The organism is Mucilaginibacter pankratovii (assembly GCF_014773265.1).
Lineage (GTDB): Bacteria > Bacteroidota > Bacteroidia > Sphingobacteriales > Sphingobacteriaceae > Mucilaginibacter > Mucilaginibacter pankratovii.
Genome location: NZ_JACWMY010000003.1, coordinates 588,399 through 614,109, shown reverse-complemented (window position 1 = coordinate 614,109; position 25,711 = coordinate 588,399). Strand labels below are relative to the sequence as shown.

General features: G+C 42.8%; 19 protein-coding genes. 7 read left to right on the top strand and 12 right to left on the bottom strand.

The genetic code is table 11. The features are described from left to right. Positions 1 to 218 (bottom strand): plasmid mobilization protein (locus tag IDJ77_RS27620; protein WP_224751006.1); only part of this gene is annotated, 218 nt, incomplete at its 3' end. A gap of 455 nt (positions 219 to 673) precedes the next feature. Here IDJ77_RS27620 and IDJ77_RS08375 point away from each other — a divergent pair. Genes IDJ77_RS08375 through IDJ77_RS08350 form a run of 6 tightly spaced genes read left to right on the top strand, consistent with a single transcriptional unit; the run spans position 674 to position 6,722 of the window. Further along, complete coding sequence (locus IDJ77_RS08375) at positions 674 to 1,099, top strand: type IV pilin protein (RefSeq protein WP_191188488.1); 426 nt, start codon at positions 674 to 676, stop codon at positions 1,097 to 1,099. Between the two features lie 9 nt (positions 1,100 to 1,108). Next, the gene (locus IDJ77_RS08370; protein WP_191188487.1) at positions 1,109 to 1,624 is read left to right on the top strand and encodes a hypothetical protein; all 516 of its coding nucleotides are present in this window, start codon (positions 1,109 to 1,111) and stop codon (positions 1,622 to 1,624) included. After that, complete coding sequence (locus tag IDJ77_RS08365; RefSeq protein WP_191188486.1) at positions 1,621 to 3,048, top strand: GspE/PulE family protein; 1,428 nt, start codon at positions 1,621 to 1,623, stop codon at positions 3,046 to 3,048. The genes IDJ77_RS08370 and IDJ77_RS08365 overlap by 4 nt, the downstream gene beginning before the upstream one ends. An 11-nt stretch (positions 3,049 to 3,059) precedes the next feature. Further along, positions 3,060 to 4,985, top strand: coding sequence for a type II secretion system protein GspD (locus IDJ77_RS08360; protein ID WP_191188485.1), 1,926 nt, complete (start codon positions 3,060 to 3,062; stop codon positions 4,983 to 4,985). A gap of 4 nt (positions 4,986 to 4,989) precedes the next feature. Then, positions 4,990 to 6,201: a hypothetical protein gene (locus IDJ77_RS08355; RefSeq protein WP_191188484.1), complete on the top strand. Its 1,212-nt coding sequence runs from the start codon at positions 4,990 to 4,992 to the stop codon at positions 6,199 to 6,201. Beyond that, positions 6,201 to 6,722 (top strand): hypothetical protein, encoded by a 522-nt coding sequence (locus tag IDJ77_RS08350; RefSeq protein WP_191188483.1) that lies wholly within the window; start codon positions 6,201 to 6,203, stop codon positions 6,720 to 6,722. The genes IDJ77_RS08355 and IDJ77_RS08350 overlap by 1 nt, the downstream gene beginning before the upstream one ends. Positions 6,723 to 6,730: 8 nt before the next feature. Here the strand turns inward: IDJ77_RS08350 and IDJ77_RS08345 are convergent, their stop codons facing one another. The 8 genes from IDJ77_RS08345 to IDJ77_RS08310 form a co-directional block, all read right to left on the bottom strand. Then, positions 6,731 to 7,876 (bottom strand): type II secretion system F family protein, encoded by a 1,146-nt coding sequence (locus tag IDJ77_RS08345; protein WP_191188482.1) that lies wholly within the window; start codon positions 7,874 to 7,876, stop codon positions 6,731 to 6,733. Next, positions 7,863 to 8,369 (bottom strand): prepilin-type N-terminal cleavage/methylation domain-containing protein, encoded by a 507-nt coding sequence (locus tag IDJ77_RS08340; RefSeq protein ID WP_191188481.1) that lies wholly within the window; start codon positions 8,367 to 8,369, stop codon positions 7,863 to 7,865. The genes IDJ77_RS08345 and IDJ77_RS08340 overlap by 14 nt, the downstream gene beginning before the upstream one ends. Then, on the bottom strand, positions 8,366 to 8,725 hold the full coding sequence (locus IDJ77_RS08335; RefSeq protein ID WP_191188480.1) for a type II secretion system protein: 360 nt from the start codon (positions 8,723 to 8,725) through the stop codon (positions 8,366 to 8,368). Before IDJ77_RS08335 ends, IDJ77_RS08340 begins: the two co-directional genes overlap by 4 nt. Further along, the gene (locus tag IDJ77_RS08330; RefSeq protein ID WP_191188479.1) at positions 8,707 to 9,948 is read right to left on the bottom strand and encodes a hypothetical protein; all 1,242 of its coding nucleotides are present in this window, start codon (positions 9,946 to 9,948) and stop codon (positions 8,707 to 8,709) included. The genes IDJ77_RS08335 and IDJ77_RS08330 overlap by 19 nt, the downstream gene beginning before the upstream one ends. A 20-nt stretch (positions 9,949 to 9,968) precedes the next feature. Further along, positions 9,969 to 10,592 carry a toxin-antitoxin system YwqK family antitoxin gene (locus IDJ77_RS08325; RefSeq protein WP_191188478.1) on the bottom strand — a complete coding sequence of 208 codons (624 nt, stop codon included), beginning with the start codon at positions 10,590 to 10,592 and terminating at the stop codon, positions 9,969 to 9,971. 6 nt (positions 10,593 to 10,598) lie between these two features. After that, entirely contained in the window at positions 10,599 to 11,099 is a 501-nt protein-coding gene (locus IDJ77_RS08320; protein ID WP_191188477.1) for a hypothetical protein, read from the bottom strand. A 6-nt stretch (positions 11,100 to 11,105) separates the two neighbouring features. Continuing rightward, complete coding sequence (locus IDJ77_RS08315) at positions 11,106 to 12,062, bottom strand: hypothetical protein (RefSeq protein WP_191188476.1); 957 nt, start codon at positions 12,060 to 12,062, stop codon at positions 11,106 to 11,108. A 145-nt stretch (positions 12,063 to 12,207) separates the two neighbouring features. Then, positions 12,208 to 15,846, bottom strand: coding sequence for a T9SS type B sorting domain-containing protein (locus IDJ77_RS08310; RefSeq protein WP_191188475.1), 3,639 nt, complete (start codon positions 15,844 to 15,846; stop codon positions 12,208 to 12,210). Positions 15,847 to 15,968: 122 nt separating this feature from the next. Between IDJ77_RS08310 and IDJ77_RS08305 the strand changes: the two genes are divergently transcribed. Next, positions 15,969 to 16,358, top strand: coding sequence for a hypothetical protein (locus IDJ77_RS08305; protein ID WP_191188474.1), 390 nt, complete (start codon positions 15,969 to 15,971; stop codon positions 16,356 to 16,358). 375 nt (positions 16,359 to 16,733) lie between these two features. Here the strand turns inward: IDJ77_RS08305 and IDJ77_RS08300 are convergent, their stop codons facing one another. The 3 genes from IDJ77_RS08300 to IDJ77_RS08290 all read right to left on the bottom strand — a co-directional run bounded on the left by IDJ77_RS08300 (position 16,734) and on the right by IDJ77_RS08290 (position 25,398). Next, positions 16,734 to 17,150, bottom strand: coding sequence for a hypothetical protein (locus IDJ77_RS08300; RefSeq protein ID WP_191188473.1), 417 nt, complete (start codon positions 17,148 to 17,150; stop codon positions 16,734 to 16,736). Between the two features lie 412 nt (positions 17,151 to 17,562). Then, complete coding sequence (locus tag IDJ77_RS08295; protein ID WP_191188472.1) at positions 17,563 to 21,390, bottom strand: DUF6443 domain-containing protein; 3,828 nt, start codon at positions 21,388 to 21,390, stop codon at positions 17,563 to 17,565. A gap of 60 nt (positions 21,391 to 21,450) precedes the next feature. Further along, entirely contained in the window at positions 21,451 to 25,398 is a 3,948-nt protein-coding gene (locus IDJ77_RS08290; protein WP_191188471.1) for a PKD domain-containing protein, read from the bottom strand. Positions 25,399 to 25,711 lie beyond the last annotated feature (313 nt).

Below are 25,711 nucleotides of genomic sequence, written 5' to 3'. Positions count from 1 at the left end.
ACGCCGATCTTTTTTAATTCGACGTAGGTGTCCTCGTCAATTTTGGGCAACCGGGTAGCAGGGAAATGACCCTTAAATATCTTAGTCCTGACCAAGTCGCCTGGCTTAGTACCACACAAATCTGCAAGGGTCAACAATCGCTGCCGTTGTTTTTCGGTTACCCTGAAAGTGATCTTTAAAGACCGCTTTTCTGATGGAGAAACTTTTGGCCTTGCCATAAGTACTCAAAAAATGTTTGATGGAATTGCTCAAGGCAATGAGCAATTTAAAACCCCGCGAGGGCCGCAGGGCAACCCCGCGTTTATTGGCCGTGAAAACGGCTCGGCAACTATGCCATACTCAAAGGTATTTATTTGCTGCTCCCTGTCCAAATTTTTATGCAGAACAAAGTGAAAGCATACCGGGTCCGGGTGTCCCGGCAAGCGTTTTGGTCCGACCAAAACATGGCTTGCTTTAAACAAAGCAAAAGTCGCAGGTATCAGCCTTTGGTTAAGGCTGCAACAGATAGTTTTTTGATAAAAGAAGATTTAGCGAATGTAATTTATCCAAGTTTCTTGCCCGACTTTCTTCAGAACAAGGCAATGTACACACCTTTCCCTCCTACAGCAAAAATATTTAGTTTGTTTTGATATTTGCCGTAACATTTATTAGATTAGTGTTCTACTTTAATCTGATGACCAAACCTAAATCATTATTACTAAAACGAGTGGACGCTTACACTTTAACGGAGATACTGGTAGTACTTTGTATTATAGGCATACTTGTATTTCTTGCCTTACCGAATCTTCTTCCATTAATAACTAAAGCAAAAAGTACCGAGGCGAAACTTCAACTGGAGTATATCCAGAAGTTAGAAAAAAGTTATTATTACGAACATTCCAAATACACATCCAGCTTATCTGAGATTGGCTTTCTGCAGGAAAAACTAACGACTGAAAGCAAGGATGGACATGCGAATTACCGTCTGGACATTACCAACGCAAGCGTCACTGGTTTCATTGCTAAAGCTACCGCAGTGGTGGACTTTAATGGTAATGGCACCTTTAATGTCTGGGAGATCGACCAGGATAAGAACATCAAAGAAGTAACCCCCGATTAAGTGCTGTTCATGAAAATAGCCGTAATCGTTATTCTGGTAACCATGTTTATACAGGATATTAAAAGCCGCAGCATTCTTTGGTTTTTGTTTCCCATCCTTTCTGTACTTCTTGTTGTGATAAGGGCATCGGGGAGCAATTCGGTTAAGGCAGTACTGCTATCTGCAATTACCCCAATTTGCTGCCTTGTAATTATTATGGGGTTTACCTCCCTTTATTTTTCGGCAAGGAAAAAAGCATGGGTTAATATAACAGGTGCATTAATTGGTTGGGCTGATATCTTATTCCTGGTTAGCGTAGCCTTTTACCTACCGTCGTTAAATTTTATGCTGTTTTTTATATCAAGCAGCATCATCATATTATTCATATGGTTAGGTTTAAGCCTCTTATCGCTTATCAAAACGAAGTTTATTCCGTTTGCAGGCTTGCAGGCTTTACTTTTTGCGGGACTCTTGCTGGTTAGTTGGGAGTGTCCTGAGGTGAGGCTAAATGATGATAACTGGTTATTTTATTTGTTGCAGAGATGACCGCGCAAAAAGAAATAAACCTGCAAACAGAACATATCCACCTTTTAACCAGGGAACAGGCTTGGTATTATAAAATATTACCTGCGGGGAAAAGAGACAATGCCTTACTATTGTACAGCATCAACGATTCGGAAGAATTACGTTCAGAACTCGAGATTTTATTGAACTGTCCTGTAGAGGTTACCATTTTGCCAGACCAGGAAATTAGCCGGTTACTCTCGACTTATTATATAAAGGATGACATCGCCCTGTCTACCGAAAAAACTCAGGCAGGCGCCGACCCGGACAATTTTTTGTTAAACCTGGTGCGGGAAGCAAAAAACTTAAAGAGCAGCGACATTCATATCGAGAGTTATGAGCACAAGTGTCGTGTACGCATACGTATTGACGGCATGATGATTGAGCGTTACCTTATAAATCGCGAAGATTATCCTGCGTTAGTAAATAAAATTAAAATCCTGTCTAACTTGGATATTGCCGAAAAAAGGCTGCCGCAAGATGGCAGGTGGGGTTATAATTATGATAACCTACAATTTGACATACGCGTATCTATACTGCCGGCATTATATGGCGAAAAAATTGTTTTGAGGTTACTAAACAACGATGCGGCAAATATCGGGCTGGAAAAACTCGGGCTGTCGGCCTTTGATTTAAATAACTACATGCAAGGTGCCCGGAGGCCGAACGGTATTTTATTGATAAGCGGCCCAACGGGTTCGGGTAAAACCACCACCCTTTACGCAACCTTAAAACTGCTTAATGTCGAATCAAGGAATATCTTAACTATAGAAGACCCGGTTGAATATACGCTTGAGGGTATCAACCAGGTTCAGTTGAAAGAATCCATTGGTTTAGGGTTTGCGGCAGCGCTTAAAACTTTCCTGCGACAAGACCCGGATGTGATAATGGTAGGCGAGATAAGAGATGTGGATACAGCCAACATGGCGGTACGTGCGGCACTTACCGGGCATTTGGTTTTATCAACTATTCACACCAACTCTGCATGGGGTACGGTTTCGCGCCTTATTGATATGGGAGTACCGCCATTCTTAGTGGCAAGCACTGTAAATACTACAGTAGCACAACGGCTGCTCCGAATGCTTTGCCCCGATTGCAAAGAGCGTAAGCCTATGTCCGACACCTACTACCCCAAACAGTTTCGCCCGTATTCGCAAGTGGATTTCCAGTTTGCCCCTAAAGGCTGTAGCAAGTGCTACTTTACTGGCTACAAGGGAAGGAAAGCTGTTTACGAAGTGATAGCTGTTGACCGTGAGTTAGCTGCCGAAATTAAAAAGGGCGAAATGGATGTGCGGCGGCTTCTACAGGAGAGAGGCATAAAATCATTGGCCGAAAATGCATTCGAACTATTTCATGGGGGGCAAACTTCGTTAGACGAAATTTTTCCTTTACTATTTAATTACTAACCACAGGGTTTATGAAAAAACTGTACCTGCTTATTTTATTTGCCCTCGCTATATTTATACCAGCGAAACTGGTGGCGCAAGGCAACCCACGTTTGATCATTCTCCAGCAAAAATTAGATAGTCTCGCTCGGTTTATTCCGGGGTTAAATAAACCCGTGCAACTGTCTATATCAGGGGTACCTATTCAGGAATACCTTAGGGCTATAAGCCGTTCAAACAATATCAACTTCTATGTCGACCCGACTGTAAATGTCAGCATCAACAACACCTTCCCGAACGTTGTCGCAAGCAATATTATATTACTGATGGCCCAGCAATATAATCTTGATATAGATGTAACCGGTTCCATCCTGGTTATTAAACCACATTTTGAACCGGCGGTAAAACCTAAAATAAAAGAATTGAATGTTCAATATCAGAAATTGAACAATGTGTTAAGCGTTGATGTGGCTAATGATAGCCTGGCCGCAGTAGCCAGGAAGATAACGCAAGTTTCCGGAAAAAATATAATTGTTCCCCCGGCATTACAGGGAAAGGTAGTTACCGCATTTATAACTGCAGCAGATTTTGATGTAGCAATGGATAAGTTCGCTTATGCAAATGAAATTAAAATGGTAAAAACGAATGATAGTTTTTATCTCTTTCAGACACTTGACGAAAACGAGCAACTATATGTAAATGGCGATAAGAACACGTCAGTGAAACGCGTATTTAAGCCCATTAACAATACACCGGCAGCGAATGTCGGCATATATGTCCAAACAGTGGGAGGGCAAAAGCTTGTTTCTGTAAACGCTGCAAACTCCTCAATTATGGACCTTGTACGATCTGCTTCGCAGGAAATGAATAAAAATTACTTCATCTACTCTGAAATAAAAGGCAATATCAATTTTATAAATGCAAATAACCTTACTTATGAAAGTTTCTTGGATTTGATTTTCAAAGGCACCGACTATACTTACAACCAGGAAAATAACGTATACCTGATTGGTGAAAGAAAACTGGAGGGGCTTAGAGCCAATTTGGCGGTTATGCTTCAAAACAGGTCTATTGATACGGTACTGGCCATGATTCCGCAGGATTGGAAGAGAGGCATCGAAATAAAAGAATTTCGGGAGCAAAACACCTTACTTTTGTCGGGGTCCAAACCCCAAATACAGGAAATTGCTGCATTAATAAAGCAAATTGATGTATTAGTACCTCAAATACTCATAGAAGTAACCCTGATAGATGTTCATAAAACAAGGAAGATTTCAACCGGCTTATCAGCAGGTACAGCCGACAGTGTAAAAACAGGCGGAACCATTTTACCCGGCGTTAATTTTACGCTGAGCTCCCGATCTGTTAATGACTTGCTTAACCGCTTGGGTGGCGTTTTCTCCACAAACCTTGGGCGTGTAACGCCAAATTTTTATTTAAATATAAAGGCTCTGGAAGCTCAGAATAACGTGGATGTGCGCTCCGTACCAAAACTGGCGGCGTTAAATGGGCACACAGCCTCGCTTAGCATCGGCAATACGGTTTTTTATAAAAATGTCACCCAAAATGTGTTCCCCTCCGCAGCAACCAATACGTCGATTTTTACGAACGAATACCGGGAATCTAATGCAAACCTAACTATTAACATACGGCCAATTGTATCCGGTGACGATCAGGTAACCCTGGGTATAAAAATAGATATTTCAGACTTTACTTCTATACCCACAGATGGGTCCCCTCCGCCGAAATCAACAAGTAAATTCGAATCAACCTTACGAGCCCACAATGAAGATATGATTGTTTTAGGAGGAATAGAACGAACCGAGTCCTCGGATAATTCATCAGGTATTCCATTACTTTCGCGTATACCCATATTAAAATGGATATTCAGCAGTAAAGAAAAAGTGAGGTCTAAAGTTGTTACGCTGGTATTTATTAAACCTACAATCATTCGTTAAAAATATGTTTGCCGCATATTACAGAATAAGCAAGGCCACCGGCATCCATCTTCATATCAATGGCGATGGAACAAAAACTTTGTGCGTAGCGAGCTTGCATGCGGAAAAAGATCTCCTGTCTATTACTGCACGGGAAACAGGCATTGCGTCTCCGGAACATTTAAAAGCGCTAAAACAGCTTACTGCGATAGTGGCACTAAATATAACGGGTAAGGGGGTTTTCATCAGGCAGGTTGGGAAGCTGGCGAATGTAAATGAAAGTAACCTGAGTACAATACTGCCTGATGCAAACATCAGGGACTTTTATGTGCAACATTTTCAAAGTGGCGCCAGCTCATATGTAGCCATGATACGGCGGATCGAAGCAGATAAAATAGTAAAAGAATTAAAAGCCGCAGGATATGATGTTCTTTCGCTTAGCCTTGGGCCCTTCGTGATAGATCAAACACTCCCACAGCTTAATATTTACGGCGAAAATGTAATTTTTGCCGGCCATAATATACACAGAAGCGAAAATGGTGAGTGGCTTTCCTATAAATTTGTACCCGGCAGCAGAGCGCCCTTTAATATAAAAGTTGAAAATGAAGAGGTAAATGAAGAGTTTCTATTGGCTTATGCGGCGGCTTTCCAGTTGGTGGTGTTAGGTAATACGGGATGGATCAAAGCAGAAGCAACGCATTTGGATAAAAGGCTTAACGAGCAGGTACAGCTTAACAAGTTCCGTGTTCGTTCAGCTATTATTCTAGCAGCAACACTTGTGCTTCTGTTGGTAAATTTCCTGGCCTTTTCCTCGTTAAATTCCGCTAATAACCAACTTGCCGAAACGGCAGGCCGCAGCCTTCAAAACGGCAACGAAATTGAAAAGCTTAACGAAGCTATTAAGCAACAAGAGCAATTATTAAAAGCCTTGGGCTGGAGCATCGACCAAAGGAAGCTAAAGGATGTTAGCAGGCTCGCCCGGCTGATGCCCGCGGGGCTGACATTATCATCTGTTAGCATAGACCCGCCGGCAACGGGCGGAGGTAGGCAGCAAAATCAAATTAACTTTATTGATAAGACGATCTTGATAACAGGAAATTCGGCAAGCATCATACCTGTTAATGAATGGCTGGCGCGTGCTAAAGCACAAAAATGGGTAAAAGATGCACAGTTAGAAAGTTACCTGCCCGATAACGATAAAGAAAATGGAGAGTTTAGGATCTCAATTAATTATTAATGATAAAGCGTTTTTTTATATATAACAAGTTGGGGCTACCTGTATTATCGATAGCGTTAATGCTCATATGCTACCAGTTAGCTTTAAAAAAAACACTGGAGGCATGGCAGGCCCACCGTCAACTTGTGCTACAACAGAATGAAACAGCCGGCCTAAGCACGGAACCCGGCTATTTAACTAGAAAAAATCTTAATTTAAATCGCTTGATTGCCGCTTACCGTGTAGACACATTAAACTTTAGGAACACTGCTATAACCCAGATCGCTCTTATTGCGCAACAGCATGGTGCAAAACTTGTAGCAGTGCCGGTTAATACGCTCGTTTTAGGGGACGGGCAAGTGCTCGTAAACCAAGTAAGGCTGGAGGGAGATTTTTTTTCGTTATTAAAAACAGCACAAAAATTATACGAACTACCAGGCACTGGCTTTTTGCGGTCAGTTTCTATTAAAAAATTCGATGCCTACCAGGCAAACGCTAAATCACGGCTTTATATGGATGTTTACATTACCGCTTTGCAATAGCTTATTGGTTATTGAAAACTGTTACTCATTTGAAAAAGCGGCAAGTACATGGCTACTAATATGCCGCCTACGATGATCCCCAAAAAAATAATAATCAAAGGCTCCATGGCATTGCTTAATGTGTCGGTTTTATACTCTACTTCTTCTATATACTGTTCAGACAACCTGCCAAAAAAGAAATCGAGCTGGTTTGTTTCTTCGGCTACCTTTAGCAATTGTATCATCTTAGGGGGATATACCGTATATTGCTGTAAGCTCTGATGCAATGGTTTGCCATTGGTGATGTCTTTCTCAATAGCCTGTAACGATTTCTCTATCGGGTAATAACTGATCATTTGCCTCACCAGCGAAATGGCCTGCAACAATGGTAGTTTTGCATTGATCAATAAACGCATGGAATTGCAAAACCGGGCCAGGTATATTTTTTGAGCAAGATTGCCTATAACCGGAAGTTTCAAAATCAATACAGACGACAAAGCCCGGAATCGCTCCGTTTTTCTTACCGTATACAAGCCGATTATGATTACAGCAATCAAGAAAGAAATCCAAAGGAAATTGTGCTCCAATAACTTCGAAACCTGGATGATCTTTTCCGTCACATAAGGCAGTTTGCCCCCAAAACGAATAAACACATCTCCAAACATCGGAACTACCACCTTCAGCATGAAAAACACCGCTGATAATGATGTAAACATAACAATACAAGGGTAAGTAAGCGCCGAGATCACCTTACGGCGTTGCTTTACTTTATTCTGAAAATATTTTGCCAGATCCTGCAGTACCTCATTCAATTTGCCCGATTCCTCGCCTATTTGCAGGCTAAAAATTTCATACGTTGAAAATTTTCCGCCTTGCCTAAGAGCAGCTGAAAATGAAGCACCGTTTACAACTGCTTTCTGAATTCCCAGGAATAATTGTTTATCCTTTACTTTTTCCTGCTCCACAGTAATAAGTTCCAGGCTCTCTTTTAAATTAATACCCGCCTGTAACAACGAACCCAGTTCGACGTACAATGATTCTTTTTTTTTATCGGCCAATTGGCCCGAACCAAAAGAGATATCTTTATTCAGAAAATCAAAAACGCCTTGGCCTTTGTTGTCTGCGGTACCTGGTTTAGGCTTTTGGTTATACCTGCTTATATCAATGGATGGCATAGGTTGAATCTTTTAGAAAGTCTTCGGCACTATAATGCTTCCTATAAATGTAATGGATAATATTGTCTTTAAAGGAAACATCAAACAAAAGCTCATCAACCTTATTTTTTTCGGCAAGCCAGGCACTTTCAGTAGCCGGATGATGCTCAAAATTAAACTGAACGTTTTTATTTACTACTTTAAACGTGTCAATTGTACCTCCGTTACGAATAACTGAAGAATCATTAAACGCATACAGAACGTTAACCATCCCCTCCATAAACACCAGCCGGCTGTTATCTACGTAGATGATTCCGGCGCGGTTAAAATCCCTTTTGATCATTTTATCTAACTGAACAAACTCCAGTACCTGCTCTTGGTTTTTCCGAAAGGACGCAAACGACCTGCTTACAATTCCATAAGCCGTATAAATGATGGTGATGACGATTGCAACAATAGCCATAGTGACCGTAATTTCCAGCATGGTAAAGGCTTTAAGCCGGGCATTGTTCATTTTGAAACAATTTTTTTAATTGTCATTATACTATCCCTGCTATTCGCCGATGCCGTTAGGGTGATTTGATATAAACTGTTATTGCCATCGTAAGGCATAACCGACTCCTCAATTGTAAACCCGTCCAACTCGTACGATTTATTACCTGGCGTAAATATTTTGTTTTGTTCCGTTTCATCAAGCACTTTATCGAGTACTTTTTGCGCGCGGACTTTTATTATCGATGGTGCAGAACGTGTAACATTGCTGAAAATAACCATTGCCATACTAAATACAACTACAATTACAATCATAGCTATCAGCACCTCCACCAAAGTAGATCCGGCTAAAAACAACCTTAGTTTTTTTGAAGCCATTGTATTATCTTATGAGTAGTACCGGCCCCGGGTAAGAACATACCGGGCAAATAATACCGCGACAATTTATCGCCATCTATACTGCTGCCCACCAAATAATTTTCAAAATCAGAAATTTCAGTTTTATACCGAAACCGCGACGCGTACACGCTTCCGTTCAACTCGGCTTTTTCGTGGTAAGTTAAAACACCGCGGCAATATACTTGCCCGTAAATGGCTACATTTTTGGTTAAATCTAAGATCGGGAATGCCTGTGAAGGGAACTTCTGAAAAATGGTTAGCGTGCCATTAATAGTGCTGCCTTTCCCGACACTTAAGAGTTCGGTGCCGCTATTTGTTTTTTTATATCGTAGGGTAGCGACAGAAGAAGGGTATTCCAGCCTGCATCGATGCCCAATTTGCAATGTATCTGTTGCATATAACTGGCACCGGCCCTTAAAGCCATCGCCAATAAGCAACGAGCGGGCAAAAACAATAACGTCATCTAACCGGGCAGTACTATCAATAGTAAGCGTGGTATCTGATGTAATGATTAAATTTCCGCTTAATATTGTGTGCGCAATGGTATAAGGCTCTTTTCCCAGGTTTATGTAGCGCACAGGCAGTAAAAAAGAATTTGATATGGTATCGGCGGACGGAAACCCGGTCATTCTTTTTAGGGGGATATCATCAAAATATTTTTCCATGATGCCAAGTCTTTCGGAATCAAGTGAAGGCAACTCTCTTTTGCTTTTATTTATTTTACCTATAACCAGCCTTTTATCACCTTCAAATCCGCGGTTGTCAACATAGGCCGTTTGAATTTCCCCCTTGGGTAAATACACGTCTCCCCTAATAAAATTGTCCCAACTAACCGATATTGGCCGGTTTTCGTCTATAATGTATAACGACGCCCACTGTGCCGAATCTATAGCCCGCCCAATCAGGAAAATACTTGATAATGTATCTCTTTGCGTAAAAGCTTTAACGACCCCTACATCAAATATCCCCCACGGCGTACGCCGCAACGCCACAGAGTCGGCATCTGCGTGAAAAAGCCCAAACTTCGTGTCGTTACTATAAAGGTAATTTGTATCGGCTAAAACGATATTAGTACCCGATGCAATATTAAGCTGCAATTGAGAATGCCTGAAGCTTACCTGGTACTGCTGGCGGTAAAAATAACCCGCCGCAATAACTGCCGAACAAATTAAAGCGATAACAAGCGCAACGATTATGGCCATGTATAATGCAGAGGCCCTGATCATTTTGGAGGAACTAAGTTTGCAGGTTTGTTCTTCAAGCTATCCCTGGCATGGCTTTTACTAAACGGGTTTAAACGGCTAAAGATCGAAGGTTTTTTAGAAACGGGAACACCATTGCGGTAATAAAGATATTGTACCGAATCCGCCGAGATATAATTACGCAATTCACCATCCAACAAATTGTTAATATAATTTCCTTGCTGTACTATTTTCCCGGCAGCATCATAAGTGGTAAAGGCACCCCACTTACGCCCTTTAGCCCAGGTAATAAAGCTTATTAGGAGTCCTTGATCAGTCCAACTTTTCCAAACGCCATCCGTTAAGCCATTTTTGAAGCCCCCCTGCTCCTTCAAACTCCCGCCGGGGAAAAAGACGGCATATTCGCCATTAAGCAATTTACCGCTATACCCGCCCCGGGTATTATGCACAGCGTTTGAAGCGTACCAGTAATAGTTTAATTCTGTATCAGTGATAATATGCCCCGCCGTTGCTTTAACTTCGAAAACCAAATTCCTATCTGCTCCATTGATCCTAACTTTAGTAGGCACAGTTTCGGGGATTTCCTGTGCAAAGCCATTTAGCCAAAGTATCGTTGACAAGAATACAATCAAAAAATATTTCATCTTCATCTAATTGTAACTGATTTTAATAACTTTCACCTGCCCCTGAAACATCACTTTTATTGAATCTTTCATGTTCTTAAGAAGTTTAACCTGATCGGCAGTTTCGCCTTCCATAAGTGTTAAACTGTTTCCGTTTATTTTTATAAATGCCGTATTTTTTTTTTGGTCACCGTTTATCACGTACCCTGAATATTTGATACCCCCCCAATTAATAGCGGGAACTGTTGGCATTTGCCTTACAATACTATGCGAAACCCTTTTAACCGGGGTAGCCGCAGTGTCCCTATACCTTACCTGACCAAAAGGATCGGGATAGTTGAGCAACAATTGGGTTGTATCGGGCAAAACCTCATAATCATCAACGGTGGGCTTTACGCCTGCCACTGTGGGGTTAATAAGTGGCAAATCATCATCTGGGTTTACCACATCAAAAATCTTGTAGATAATTGCTCCCCAAATGAAGATAACAGCCACTATTAGCAAGTAGGTTAGCTTTTTATTTTTCATTTAAATTTACTTCACTACAAAATTTCTTAACACACTGGCTTGCCCTTCGTTGCCTACTGCATCCAAAGCACTCACCTTCCAATAAATCCGGTCGGCAGGATTGCCAAGGTTAAAACTACGATTGGTTCCATCAATTATCACAGGAAAGCTATTATTATAGTTTGTTGTAGAATCGCCTTTAAATACATACAGTTTATATACGGAAGCAGTTGCCACACTATTCCATTGAAGGCTTACCGGCAATGCTACCACCTCCGCTTTGCCGGGGCCAGACAAAGTGACCTGTCCAGGCGGTGTATGGTCGAACCTTATAGTTCTCACTGTTGACCATTGCGCACGCGCGGTGTCATTTTCCGCACGCACCCGCCATTGGTATTGCTGGTCGCGGGGGAAGCTGAAAGAAAATTGCAAGCCGGGTAATTGGTGGTTATAGATCAGCTTTACAGTATCTGCAAAATTATTGGTATCTATCTGTAAGCGGTAGGTAGTTGCACCGTATAAACTTCCCCATTGAAATGTTACCCCCTGTTGATTGGTAAGGGCGCCATTTGTGGGGGCTGTTAATTGCACAGCCTGGTTCCCGATGGACGATTGTACGATAGTAAATTTTCGTGGTTGGCTAAAGACCGTCTCAGAACTGCCATTCTCGGCCCGTAACCGCCATTCGTACACGCCCGGGGTTAGGCTAAGTGTTATCTTATTGCTTCCTTTAACTAAGGTATCTGCAAACAGGGCACCAATATTATCGAAGCCGGGAGTTACAATTTGCAGGCGGTATTGCAGAGCGTCTTCGACATCGTCCCACCAAAAGGTTACGTTATAGTTTTTGCTTTCAAAACCCTGGCCTGGCGCAAGTAAATTTACCGGCCGTTTTTGTATTGACGGTTCAATAAGCTCTTTACAGGATACCATCGCGAAAAGCGCAACAAAAAGGCATATATAGTGTAAGGGTTTAGGAGTCATTTAACACTAAAATTACGTATTTATGATCTTTAATACTATAGCTATTAAAATTATTTTTCCTGGTTTTTCTTGTTTCGCCACCCCAACCGAAAGCAGTATGGTATGCCTGTTAAAATATATTATTCCTGAATAACAAAGAATATAACTAATACAGTATAGTAACGAAACCAGAAAATCTATTAGAGTTGCTTTTCGCGGTGATGATATAATAATAGGTACCTGCAGGTAGTTTTACACCGTGATATTGCCCGTTCCAGGCGACACCGTAGCCCTTGCTGCTATACACTTCATTTCCGTTACGGTTCAAAACTTTTACTGTTACCGTACGGTCATTCTCTAAACCACCTATTGCCCAGGCATCATTTGCCCCGTCGTTGTTTGGCGTAAATGTATTAGGGATAATTACATCGGGGCATTGGCTTGCTACCACAATTTGCTTGGTGGCCTGGCAACCGTTCATATCGGTTACCGTTAAACTAACAGTTTGCGGCCGGCTAACGTTATAAGTATCACTTCCGGGTACGCCGTTCCATGCATACGCGGTAAAGCCCGGTGGTGCTTTAAGGGTGATGGTTTGTTGTTTGTACCCGCATACGGAGGTATCCTGAACGCTAAAAACCGGCTGCGGCAACAGATCTAATTTTACACTCGCATTTACCTGGCAGCCTGCCGCAGTGGTAACGGTAAAGCTATATACCCCTGGCGAGCGCACGCTGATCTGATCTGTAGTTTCGCCGGTTGACCATTTTACTGTACCCTTGTCATGGTGCGCTACTAAACCTATCAGTTGCCCCTCGCACAATGTGGTGCGTACTATTTGTTCGACACTTGCTACGGGCGGGGTTTCGAATGGAACAGGCTGGATAACCGAATTTACCGAACATATGCTCCCATCAGTATTTGCCGTATTGTTCACAATAGTTACCGAATAAGCGCCACCTAAACTTGTGTTAATTGAGGTGTGATTGGTGTTATCGGTTATCAGTTCACCGTTATAATACCAATTGATGGTGTAAGATGCATTTACCGGTGCAGCTATAGACAGCAGTGCATTATCGCCAATACAATACCCGGGCTTATCGGTTACAATTACCGGCGCAGGTAGCTGGATGAAATTAACTGTCACCTCTCTTGCCACCCATGAGCCCGCACAAGAACTTACTTCGATCTTATACAGGCCTGAACGGGTAACGGGTAAAGACGGGCTTACATCCCCCGTTAACACACCATCTTTATACCACCGGTATTGGTAAGCTGCGGAACCCTCTGCCTTAAGGGTAACGGGCGTACCGGAGCAATAATGGATCTCAGCAGGGTAATTAAAGGTAAATACCGGGGCGGGTGTAAAAGCTACAGCTACCGGAGCAGATGGCCTGGAACAGTTTGCTATTGTGCTGTTCAGGATGGCTGAATAGCTCCCGGCAATGGTAACTTTAATGGAGGCGAGGTTATTATTAGCAGGTAATAAAACGCCATCCTTATACCAATTGATGGTGTAAGCAGCAGCAACGGGGGTGTTTAATGAAAGTATAGCTTCTTCGCCTTCGCAATAATTGGTTTTATTAGCTGTAACAACTGGAACAGGCAGGTTTATAAGGTCCACCTGAACCTCCTTAGACGCAAACCAGGTGTTAGTGCATGCACTCAGTTCAACTTTGTATTTGCCGCTTTGCGTTACTGTTAAACTTGAAGTGGTTTGCCCGTTCAGTACGCCATCTTTATACCACCGGTATTGGTAGGCGGCATTTTCATCGGTTTTAAGGATGGTAGAGGCAACATCACAAAATTGAAGCTTATCATCATAATTGAAAGTAAACACCGGTGCCGATATAAAACTCAATTGTACCGGCGGCGAAGGCTGTGTGCAATCGGCAATGGTACTTTTCAATGTAACCGAGTAGCTGCCGGTAGTGGTGGCAAATATAGCTGTAAGTCCGATATCGTCCGATATCAAAACGCCGTCTTTATACCAGTTTATAGTGTACGAATCATCCAGGGGGACATCCACCGAAAGTGGTGCGAATTCGCCTTCACAATAAGTTGTTTTTGCAGCCGTAACCTGCGGCGTGGGTAAATGAATAAAATCTACTTTTACTTCTTTAGATAGTACCCAGATATTGCTGCAATTGCTCACCTCCACCCGGTAACGGGCATTATAGGTTGCAGTAAAAGTATTGGAAGTTTCGCCGGGTATCAGGTTATCATTCGCTACCCAGCGATATTGGTAATCCGGGTTATAAACCGTGGTAAGTGTAACCGAATTTTTGTCGCAAAATGGCAGTTTGTCCGGATAGTTAAAAGTGATAACAGGAGCCGGTACAACAGTAAGGTGAAGCGGTTTGCTTTCTACATGTACCCCGCCGCATGGGTCGAACAATACAGCAGTGTACTCTCCCGATTGGGTAAGGCTGATGGTGCTTCCACTCACATTTAAAATTTCCTTGCCATCTTTAAACCATTGTATGGCATTGGCGGTAATGTCCTGGTTCAGGGTTACTTTTACGGGTTCTCCATCGCATACCGTCTTCTCGGTAACATCTTCCGTATCAAAGGCAAAATGAATAGCATTTATGGGTTTGGTCACATCGGTATGCGGCACATAATCGGGCCGTACCATATATATCCCGTCATCGGTTGCCAGGTATATAGCGTTCTCGCAAATGGGATTGAAGAGGGAAGAAGCGCTTACCTCTATAAATTTAATTTTGATATTGCCGAGTTTATCAAAATGGTATAATGTAAAATCATCCAGCTGCTCATTGTATTGAGGGTTCAGTACTGAACTGCTGTAATACAGCCCTTCATCTGTACCTATCAGCAGGTTTTCTTTTGCTACATCGTTGCCTAAGGGCATAAAGCCATATATATCTGTTATGTGGTTTATTTTTACGTTATCAAGGTAATGCTTGTAATTGCCGTCGTAGGGGTTTTGAAGTGAAAGCTTGCGCTGGTACATACCATTATTTGTGCCCCAGAAAAGGTCGGGAATATTATAATCGTTTATTGTGCCTGTAACTACCCGGTTGGCCGTAAAGTATGCGGTATTAATAACATCCGGGAAAGGTAGCACATTGTTCAGGGCGCCGTCTGATCCCCCAATATACAAACGGGTTGTACCCAAAACACCTATAAGGCCTGGGGCATTAATACCCCTGCCGGCCAGCTTGGTAAACAGTTGGGTGCGGTAATTGGCAGCAAAAATTCGGGTAGCCTCATCCGATCTTTTTGTATAACCACTATTATCTATACTAAAATGGTAAAGTGTCTGGTCGGTAGCAATAAGGAGTGATTTAGAATTCCCCTGTCCAAATACGTTGTTGGTACCAATGGACGCCGCGCCAATACCGACCATGTTGCCTTCCAGAGGTGAAGAACCCGCATTTAAAAACTCGGCCGGGTCACCATACACCCCATCGTCATACGTAATAATTTTGGTTTCTGAACCTGCCCTTCCGGCAAGCGCTACCGTATTTTCATAAAAGCCGGCAATATCAAACAGGTGGTAAGCGGAGTATTGGCTGAATTTAGGTGAAAGGTCTTCTAATTGCTGCGTTACGGTATTGAGGCGATACACTTCGTTATTTTCTGCAAGTATCCACATATACTGATCCCAACCATCGCGGGATATTTTGATGATGGATTTACCCGGCAAAATATGGCCGGAAAGGTAGAGGTCCACATCCTGCGCATAGGCAGCCGTGTACAGAAAAATAAATAAAAGCAACACGCTGAGCCTTTTTCCGCAGGCATATAATAAGGAAGGTATTGTATAAAGGCAGTTCAAACTGGTTGATAAAGTACAGGTTTATTAAAGGTAATTTTTTTTGGCTGCAAAAGCCTGCTTTTGAAAAAAATCCTTTAAATTTAGAAATAATAAATAATCAAACCATAACCTAACCTTTCATCATGAAAAAACTATTGCCAGCTGTTATGATGCTGTTACTATTTTTGGCCGCCTGCAAAAAAGACCAAACCGACAAATCTAAATTTGACCCGAAAGCCCCAAACCACGAAGTGGTTATCACCGCAACCGGTACCTATGATATTAAGATCGTACAACGGCAAAACAGCAACCTTGTTTATTATACTTTGGTAGACAAGCCCGGTACCAGCGGTAACTACAGCTTTAAGTTTTATGGCGAGGTTAACGATTTATTGCAGCTTACATTAAAGAATACCGGTGGTGCCCCTATGGGCTACAAAGTGTTGTTTAATGATACTAACGTTATTCGCGAAGAATCTGACAACCCTCCAACAACCAGGTTTAACGGAACGATTGATATGTATTTGTGGTAGAGAGTTTATAGTTTTTAAGGGGTTAAGGCTTTGAAGGCATTCCAATAAATTGTACCCTTACTGGCAATCCAATCACGCACGGGTGCATTAAGCGCCAATACGATGGTGTACACCGCGCCCGGATTGGAGGGGTATAGGGGCTCTCTTTCAGCATGGTTGGTTTTGAATCAGTTAGTCTATTGTTCCCCTACTATCCAAATATCGATTTCGTTTCTCGATTCAATGTCTCGTGCCATCAACTCTCTGATTTATTATTCTGATTAACTCAATCATGCCAAGCATATGAAAGTCCAAATAAACTGGAAGCTTCAGATACTTTAAGCCAAAGTTATAAATTCGGCAAGTGGACGTAATTGTCAAATTCACACACCAAGATTAATGCATCACTTCTTCAAACACGTGCTTATTTAAATGAAAAATTCTAATTAAAATCGGCAAAGTTAATCCAATTGAAATAAAAATCGGCATAATAAAGTTATTGGTATAAACACAAAAAGCTGAAAACAAAAAAAACATGATGATAAAATGAGACAAAGAAGTAAAATAAGTCAACTCCAAATACGATTCTCTATCAGTTAGTTGACCAAATTTAAACATTCCTCTTCCTATTCTTGAATGAAAATCCGAACGTGTCCGCTTCCTATCACTAAATTCATCATCGACAAAAATGATATAGTCAGATCCTTTTTCTAAAATGCGGTAAAAATGGCTAGCCAAATAATGATTGATTTTGAGCTCTAAAGCATCAAGTTCAATATTGAAGTTTTCTTTTATTTTCGATTTAATATTCATAGTATAACCTCCCATAAACCTCATAGTATTTAGATCTTTTTTACTTGCATAGTCACCGGCACTCTTAATTTTTGGACCAGTACTTGTGCGAAAATACGACTTTATGCTTTTTTCTGTGCAAATTCGTGTTCAATAAATATGATATCGCCGAAACCTATTAGTAATCCAATAAAAATCGCTTGTTAAACAGTTTCGGTTTTCTTTTAAAACCTCCTGGTGAACCTTTATGCTTTTTGATTCATAATTAAGTGATGTTAAAAAACCAGTAGGGTCAACCCCATAATATATTGAGACTGATTGCTAACCGCCACCAGTTTTAGAACCTTTCACGCAGTTGGTTATTTTTGCCTCCCATGGAAGACCTAAAAAACTTATTGCGCCATTAGACATTAGTCCCACCCACCTGCGTAGGCTACAAACCAGATATTTCATAATAATAGGAGTTAGAATAAATAGTATTAGGTAACCTATAAGCTGGGCCTAGCCATACAGTGATACCTACAGCTAATCCACCACCGGTTTTAGAATCTTTCATGAAGTTGGTTATGTTTGGCCCCCATGCGAGACCTGCAAAAGTTACAGCATAATTAGACCCTAACCCACCTCCGTAGGCTAAAGAAGTTCTTCCTTTTAACGTAGTCCCAGCAAATGCACCCTTTGAAAGACCATTCCAATCAGAAAAGGTAGGCAAGTTTTTGGCATCGATAGACTTAATCATCAAGAAAGTATGTGATACGGATAGGGATGCAAGGCCGGGTGCATAATACGTTGTTCGGTAATCTCTCGCCCAACCTTTGTCGGTAACAATCGTTCCGACTTCCCATGTCCCTCCTACTGGTCCAAGTGAAGCACCCACGGAAAAATTATAGCCCCAAGTAATCTGTCCATATTTGGCCAACTCTTGAGCATGAGTTAGTCCTGCCGGATTGGCGACAGAATATCCTCCAAAATCAGTTCTTTCACTATCTGTGTTATTGCCATTTCTCGCTAAAGCATTATAGTTCGGTGTATAATCTAACGATTCGCTTATTGCATTTCTCTCCAGCATTGAATTGTAAATTGGATTATTATAAAAAACAACTTGGCCTGCGCTGTTAACATAGCCCCCATACCCAATCAACGCAGCATTCCAACTAGCACTATAGTTACTGCCGCCAAAGTAACCGCCATCATGGATCCAATTGTCATCGCCAGCAGCGGGATATCCTGCATCGTTAGCGTAAGAATGAAAAACACTCTGATGTGGCCCGTTGTAATAGTTCGGCATATTTTCCCAATTTGGTATTTCCTTAGATCCTGGCTGCGGCAGCAAATCTCCCAGCGGATCATTATACATAATAGGATTATTGCCCGCATATTGGTAAGGGCTCATATCTTCCTGCGATTCGGCCACAGGGTCTACCGCTACCCACCTGCCTAGAGCAGCATCGTAATTTCGGTAAAAGGTTTGATAATAATCAGGCAAATTGGTATAATCATTTTGCCATTCGCTTCCCCCATTGTAAAGCCGTTTGTTGGCAGTTACACCTGGTGACGATACGGGGCTGGTCAGCATCGCCATCCCGAAACCATAGTAGCTGTTCTCCTGCTTTACCTGTACCGCACCGCTATTGTTTTGGAAGCTTATGCGCGCGTTGCCCTGCTGATCGGTAACTACAAACTCCTGGGTAAATACGCCGCTCAAAACGCGTACCCGGCCTTCCGGCATAGGGAAGTATAACAGGTTATTATCTTCATAAACAAAGCCGTCTACGTAGTCGGTTGTTTTTACTAATGCAGAACTATTGTATTGCTGTTTACGGATAAGCTGCCCTGATGCATCGTAGGTATAATTGATATACCGGCCTGACGGTGTGCTAAAGCTTATCTTATCCGTACGGTTTAGTATGTTGTAATCTATCTGGCTGATGGTTTTATTCAGGTCTTTGGTAAGGTTGCCGTTGGTATCGTAAAGGTAAGTATTGCCCCCGGTAGGTACCCCCAAAGCGTTGCCTGTAGCATCGCTTACCGATAGCAGTTTGTTCGGGCTATTGGTATCATAACTATAAGTGAGATTATCAATAGCCGTATAAGTACTGCCACCCATTGTACCACTGTTTCGCGTTAGCCCCATAATGTTGCCCGCCAGGTCGTAGGATGTTACCACTTCATCAAAAGCATTTGCATTGGCGGTAAAGGTACCCGTGCCCGCCGTTGTACGTTCGCCATAAATTGCGGACTTATAACGGTTAAGCTGGTCGTATGTATATTTATAGCCCCGTTCGCGGCTGTTGGCTAATGCGCCATCCTTGCTCATCCATTTTACGCCGGTAAGTTTACCGTTGAATGAAGCCGTATTGGTTAACCCGGCATCAACTTTATCATAAAGCATCTCCATCCCAAACACGTCGGTAGTTTCGCCATTGGTTACTCCGCTATCATTTGTGAGGGTGCTGTTGTTTATGGTGAGCAATTGCCCGCGAATGTTATAGCGCATATCCAGGTTTTGCAGCCAGGTGCTGGCTGTTAAGTAGCCCAGTCCCTTTTTAATTGCTTGCCCCAATTCGTTATAAGTATAAGCGGCCACCGGGCTGGCCGTTGGGGTGCTGGCTGTGGTGCCATAACCCTGTCCAACCGTTTTTAACCGGTACATATGGTCGTAAGTAAGCGTGGTGTATGTCGATACATACGTGCTTGCAGCAGTCCTCTTGGTTACTTTGCTTACCTGCGGCACGCCCGTAAAATCGGGGACGGTGGTTTTGGTATCGGTGACCGTATTCATATCAGTATAATACACGTGATTATTGCTTTGCACCTGAATGGGGTTGCCGCGCTTATCGTAAAAAACAACGGTAGTCAGCCACTTAGGCGTAGTAAATGCAGCGCCAATAGTTGCTTTGCAGGTAATGGTTGGCGCACCCTTTATTTTTGCAGTAGTGGCGCCAATCTCGCCTGTTAGTGATTGGTTTGCGTAACTAAAGTCATCCGCATGCGAACTGTCGAAGTTCATGTCGTAATCGTCGTAGTAGTTGAAGCTCAGGGCTGTTAGTGTGCCCCAGGTAGTTGTCGGGAAAATATTACTGGTGTAATAACCGTTGTTGGTTAAAGTTGAGGTACGGCTTTCGTACCAGGCCGTGTTGTAAGATGATGTAAGTGTATTTACGTAGGTCTGCATATTCACCTGCCCGATATGAGAGGTTGGCGAAGTGGTATTATCCTGGTAAATACCTGACGATACCGGCCTCCCCTTGACATCGTATTTAATGTAAGCCCACTTATTGCTTGCCGCCATATTTGCATCCTGGGTAAGCACCGGACGATTCAGCGGGTCGTAAACAATATAAGATGTGCCTTTTGAGGGTATCGTTTTCGCAATAATGCGGCCACGGCCATCGTAAACAAATTTAAATACCAGGGTACTCAGCGGAGCAGTAGCAAGCGTATAGCTGCTGTTTGCATTTAACAGCTCAATGGCTTTTGGTGGCACCGTGTAGCTTAGCATACCGGCAGCATTGTATATGTAATAAGTATCCAGGTTGGTAGCGCCAAGCTTTTGGCGTTTCAAAATGGTTTTGCCTGCCATATCTGTAAATGTCAGCGTTTCTTTGCCATCTTCGTCTATGCCATCAACAACGGTAAGCAGGTTATCTGTGTAAACGCTGCCTGTGGTATAGGTACCATCGTTATTCCAGAGCCGGATATTGCCGTCTGTTGCGCTTAAGTTATGGCGGTAGCTTACTGTTTTATAATACTGCGTGCCGGTGCCTCCAACCGCCTGGAAGCCATCGCCCACCGTGCCTGATTTTAATAACCGTTGTAATGGACTATCCTCAAACACCTGCTGTGTAAACGGACTACCGTCCTTGGCTATTAGGTACTGGCTGGTTTGGTTATAAAAATTAGGTTGAGCGGTGCTCAATGCATTCGTCCTGAAGCTGCCTTTAACATCTCCGCTCAGCCCGGCATAGGGCAGGTAGCTTTTGGTTTGCCTGCCCAGATTATCATAGGCAAAAGGCTGTATCATATCATTGCCACCGGGGCTCGCCTGTACCCCAAGTGTTTGAATGGCGCGCCCCAACCCGTCTATATAGCTGCGGGTGGTTTGCTTTTGCGTAGTAGTAAGCGGGTAAGTCTGTGCATCCGTAATGATGCCCGATACTTTAATGTTATCCTGTTGGATAAACCCCTGCTGTGCAGACGCATACCGGGTAAGGCAAAACATTGCTGCCAGGTTTACAAGTACATATATTTTAAGTTTCATTGGTTTAAGTTTTAATTCGATGATCAGTCAATTATAAATTCCATAACAACCAGATAGCTATTAGTCGCAGCCAAACTGTGAAACTGTGAAACTTAAAGCAGTACACGAAGTGATGTTTGCGCTATAGGTGTACGTGTTATTGGATACCCAACTGGAACAAGCCGAGATACAACTACCCTCCAACGAAACACTGTTGTAACCCAGCCCGGTGCCCGAGTTGTAGTGGGTACCGCCACTAAGCTGTACCACGATAGTGTAATTTCCCTGGTTAACAACTGCGGTATTCAGTTGCGCCCCGGTGAAAGAATACATAATTGTGGAACCTATCTTAAATAAAACCGTAGTAATATCGCCGTTGCCAAATGTGTAAGAGGCATAACTTAACGCAACAGTGCCGGGATACACCGTAACCGTGATTTGAGGAAGAATTACATCGCCTAAAAGCGGTGAGTGAACAGTAGCATTAACATAGTATGTGCCAGCGGATGCATAGGTGTGATTCGGGCTTATTAAGCCGGTTGTACCTGTTGCACTGGTACCATCGCCAAAAGTCCAATCTACCGTTACGCCGCCTGCTGTGCAAGCGGTCCCCGGGAAAACACTAAAGGAAACAGGAGACCCGGAAATAAAAGACCCCGAAGTGCTAATAACTGACGATGTAAAACTTTGTATATCAGCAGGTGTGAAATAAGTGTTCTTCTGAACAATATTCTTATCCTGGTCCATTGCAAACAACACACGGCCCCATTGGTCGTTATTAAAATAAGAGGATATACCGTTGGTATTTGTTTGGGCAACCTTGTAATGATAAACAGGGTCGTAAGTAACGGTGCTTACTTCGGCAACATCCGGGTAGAATAGTATATCATCAACCGTAATATTTATTGTAGGCGAAGTGAAACTGATGGTGAATGTGGATGGCATAGCCGCAACGTCTACCTTGAATTCAACGTATTGCCAGCCACCTGTACCCGTATAGCTCCTGCCAACTGCGCCGCCGCCGTTCAATGAGACATTTAGTATTTGTGGTCCACTAGCGCTGTTGAGCCACAGCGACAAAATGTAGGTTGAAGTGGATGTATTTTTTGTGATGGTAGGCGATGTAAATGTTTTGGTCGCTGCCGGAAGTCCGTAAGCATTTCCCGCATGGCTGCCTACTGCTGTAAATGCCCCTGAACCACTTACGGTAAAAGCAGTTGGCGGCGGGGATGAAGGGTCGCTGTCGAAATCGCTGAAAGCTACCTCGCCGGCTTTGGCATTGGAGAATGCAGCGACAGGGCTACCCGAAAAATGGTCAGTAATTGTTGTGTTCATGCGCTTGTTCGCATCGTCCATGGTTACCGGCGTGCCGTAATTATCATATTTAGTAATATTTAAAGTAGTAAAATAATGGTTGTCGGGCGTTGACGATTGCGGCGTTGTGCCTACAATGGCATAAGGTGTAAAGGAAGCTAAAGCAAGGCCATCGGGCTGTACCAATTGCATTTGCCGAACCGGCAAGTAACGGGTGTTGCTGCCTAATGTGAAAGCACTGTAAAGGCTCAACGATCCCCCGGTTACTACCGTAGTACCGCCTTTAGCTACAGTTTGGTAGGTTTCTACCGGCAAATTCATGTTGAGCGACGGCTGTTTTAAATTGTAGAGCGCGTTAACGTAAGCATTAGACCCGGATGCCGAGGTTGTATAATCTTTTACGTAGGTGTAATTAGTTGCCACTACACTGCCATCGCTGTTGGTGGACTGCTTTTGCTTAAGTAATTTATGGTTAGTGCCATAAGTATAATTTGTAGTGTTTGTTTGAAATACAGTAGGCGAATCGTAATTCTTGCTTACTTCTTGTGCAACCAGTTCGCTGGTGTTAAAATAAACGGGATACTTGCTGTATGCTTTAACCGATAAACTACCGAATGCCATATCGTCTTCTTTGTACGCCCAAATAGCAGTAGGCGTATAAGAGCGGGTATAACTGTAGTAAACGGTGCTTACCACCGCACCGGCGCCGTTAAAAGTAGTTACACCCCCAAGTAAACCTCTTTCAAAGTCGAAATTGGCATTTGGGGCAAAAGGGTATGCCCACATGTCATTTTTTACATTCCAGTTGGCGGTAGTACAACTATTTCTTGCGGTATAAGCAGTAGTTGGCGCCCACTCGGTGGTGCTGCACCCGGTGCAGATAGCCGACGAACTAAGGTCCCAATAGGTTGCAGGCACGTAATATGAATACAGCGTACTGCCTGCATTGGTTTTATATACTCTTACATCGGTATACATAATGGTATGGTCTTCTTCGGACAGATCTGTTTCTGAAAGTACCGTAATATAATCCCATAGCGACTGGCCGGTTAATGACGAAGTAGACGGGAGGGTAAAGGCATAGGCGGGAAGGGATATGGGCTTTCCGCTTGTAGCGCCCGAGGAATTAAGGTAGGTATAACTGGTAACAATGTTATTTACCGTGTTAATGCCATCATTATTTGTTATGGATTTTACGCGGAGTCCGCCCCCTATAACGCTTTGGCCAGAGGGCAGATCGTAATAAGTATTTGGTTCATATTCCATAGAGGTTACGCCCCCCATAACATTTGTGATAGTGGCCAGGCATCCTACAGAAACGCCGGCGCTTGGGGAAACCGGGGTCCTATTATTACCCAGCGTAGTGGAATATACATACCCCCCCGCGCTTGTTGCCGGGTTATAAATCGAATACCGGGGATAACCCGAGTTAAATGGGTTTACCCAAACCTTTGGAATAAGCGTTGAAGAGGTGGTATTTGTGAAATAACCCCAGTAATCCAGCTTTTTAGTAGTGGAATCGGGAAGGGCAGTTGTGTAGTTACCGCTGGAAAGCGTCTCGCCCCCGTATGTGAAGGTGTATTTGATTGGCGTACTACAGCCAGGTTCGGTAAAACTGCGGAGGAAAGACCGGTAATACCCGCCGGGAGTTGAATTCACAGTAGAATAATTTAACTGGTAACTGTGCCCTAAGCCGCTTATACCGGTTATTATAGTCTGGCCCGAATTTACGGTAGTCCTGGTAAAAGTTAAGCCGGTTGTGGTTGTAGTAACATTGAAGGTATTGATGCTGCTAAGTTCCTGGGAGGTTACGGCGCGTTGCACAAGGTATTGGAGTTTTTGCGTATCTGAACCAGATAGGTACAATATAATTTTGTCAGTACTGTTTCTAACGGGAACCGCAGTATAATTCAGCTGCACACCGTTACCATTTGGGTCAGTGATGGATGTTAATTGCCAACTGCTATTGTATGTGATACCATTGATGAAATTATTGTATTTGGTCGTAAAAAAAGCATGGCTGCCATAATCGGTAGGCAATGTTTTTTGAGTCACACTTTCCGGGGCTCCAAACACATATTTAATACCCCTGTCGTTGGTAATTGTAAATGAGGCAATCAAAGTAGCGTCATGCCCAGCCCCTCCCACAGTAGTATAACTGATTATTAAATCCTGGTAGCTTATGAGTTTAAACTGAGAGGATGCCTTATCATAAACAAGCTGGCAAGATAACCCGGGCGCACTTACATTGAAAATATCCGGTTCTTTATCTACATTATTTGAAGGGAGGTTGGTATTAATGTAGCTGATGTCAGTTGCTTCGTCCGGGCAGGTTGCGAAATTGTTGTCATTGGCAGGAGAAAAACCACTGATAAGCGTTCCCCAGGTATAATTCATCCAGCCATACTGCGTAGTGCCGCCTGTGCCATTATCATAAACAACATCGTCGGGGATACTACGCAATTGCCTGGTGATTTGGCCACCAGCCTGGACGTTCCAGCCAATGCCTGCTGTACCCTCTACATCTTTTGGGCGCACTCCCGTAGTGCTGTATGCCAATGCTACCGGAACACCAACCTGGCCGCTGCTTAGCGTGTATACCGGTATTTGGGCATACCCGGCACCAGTTAAATTATTTACCGTAACTTGGGCATTTGCATTTAAAATAAATAAAAAGAAAAACGAAAAAATAGACGCAGCGATAGCTTTATACATATGATAATAATTAGGGATGATCGAAAAAGGTCATAACGAACAATTGCCTGCTGGAACTTAGCGGCAAATAATTACGATAACGAGCTTGTAAATCAAATACAAGACCTGTAATTGTAATTTAAAAAAGATAAAAACCGGGGCTGTGGCAAAGTGCAGGGGTGGTTCATAATTATATGATAAAGGTTTAGATTTATTGAGATAAATATAAATATACTTATTTTAATAAAACAATAGCTATCACACTTTTTTATGAATTTTCTTCTAAACTTTAATATGGCTCAACTAATTAGGTATACAATGCAGCCATGCAAAA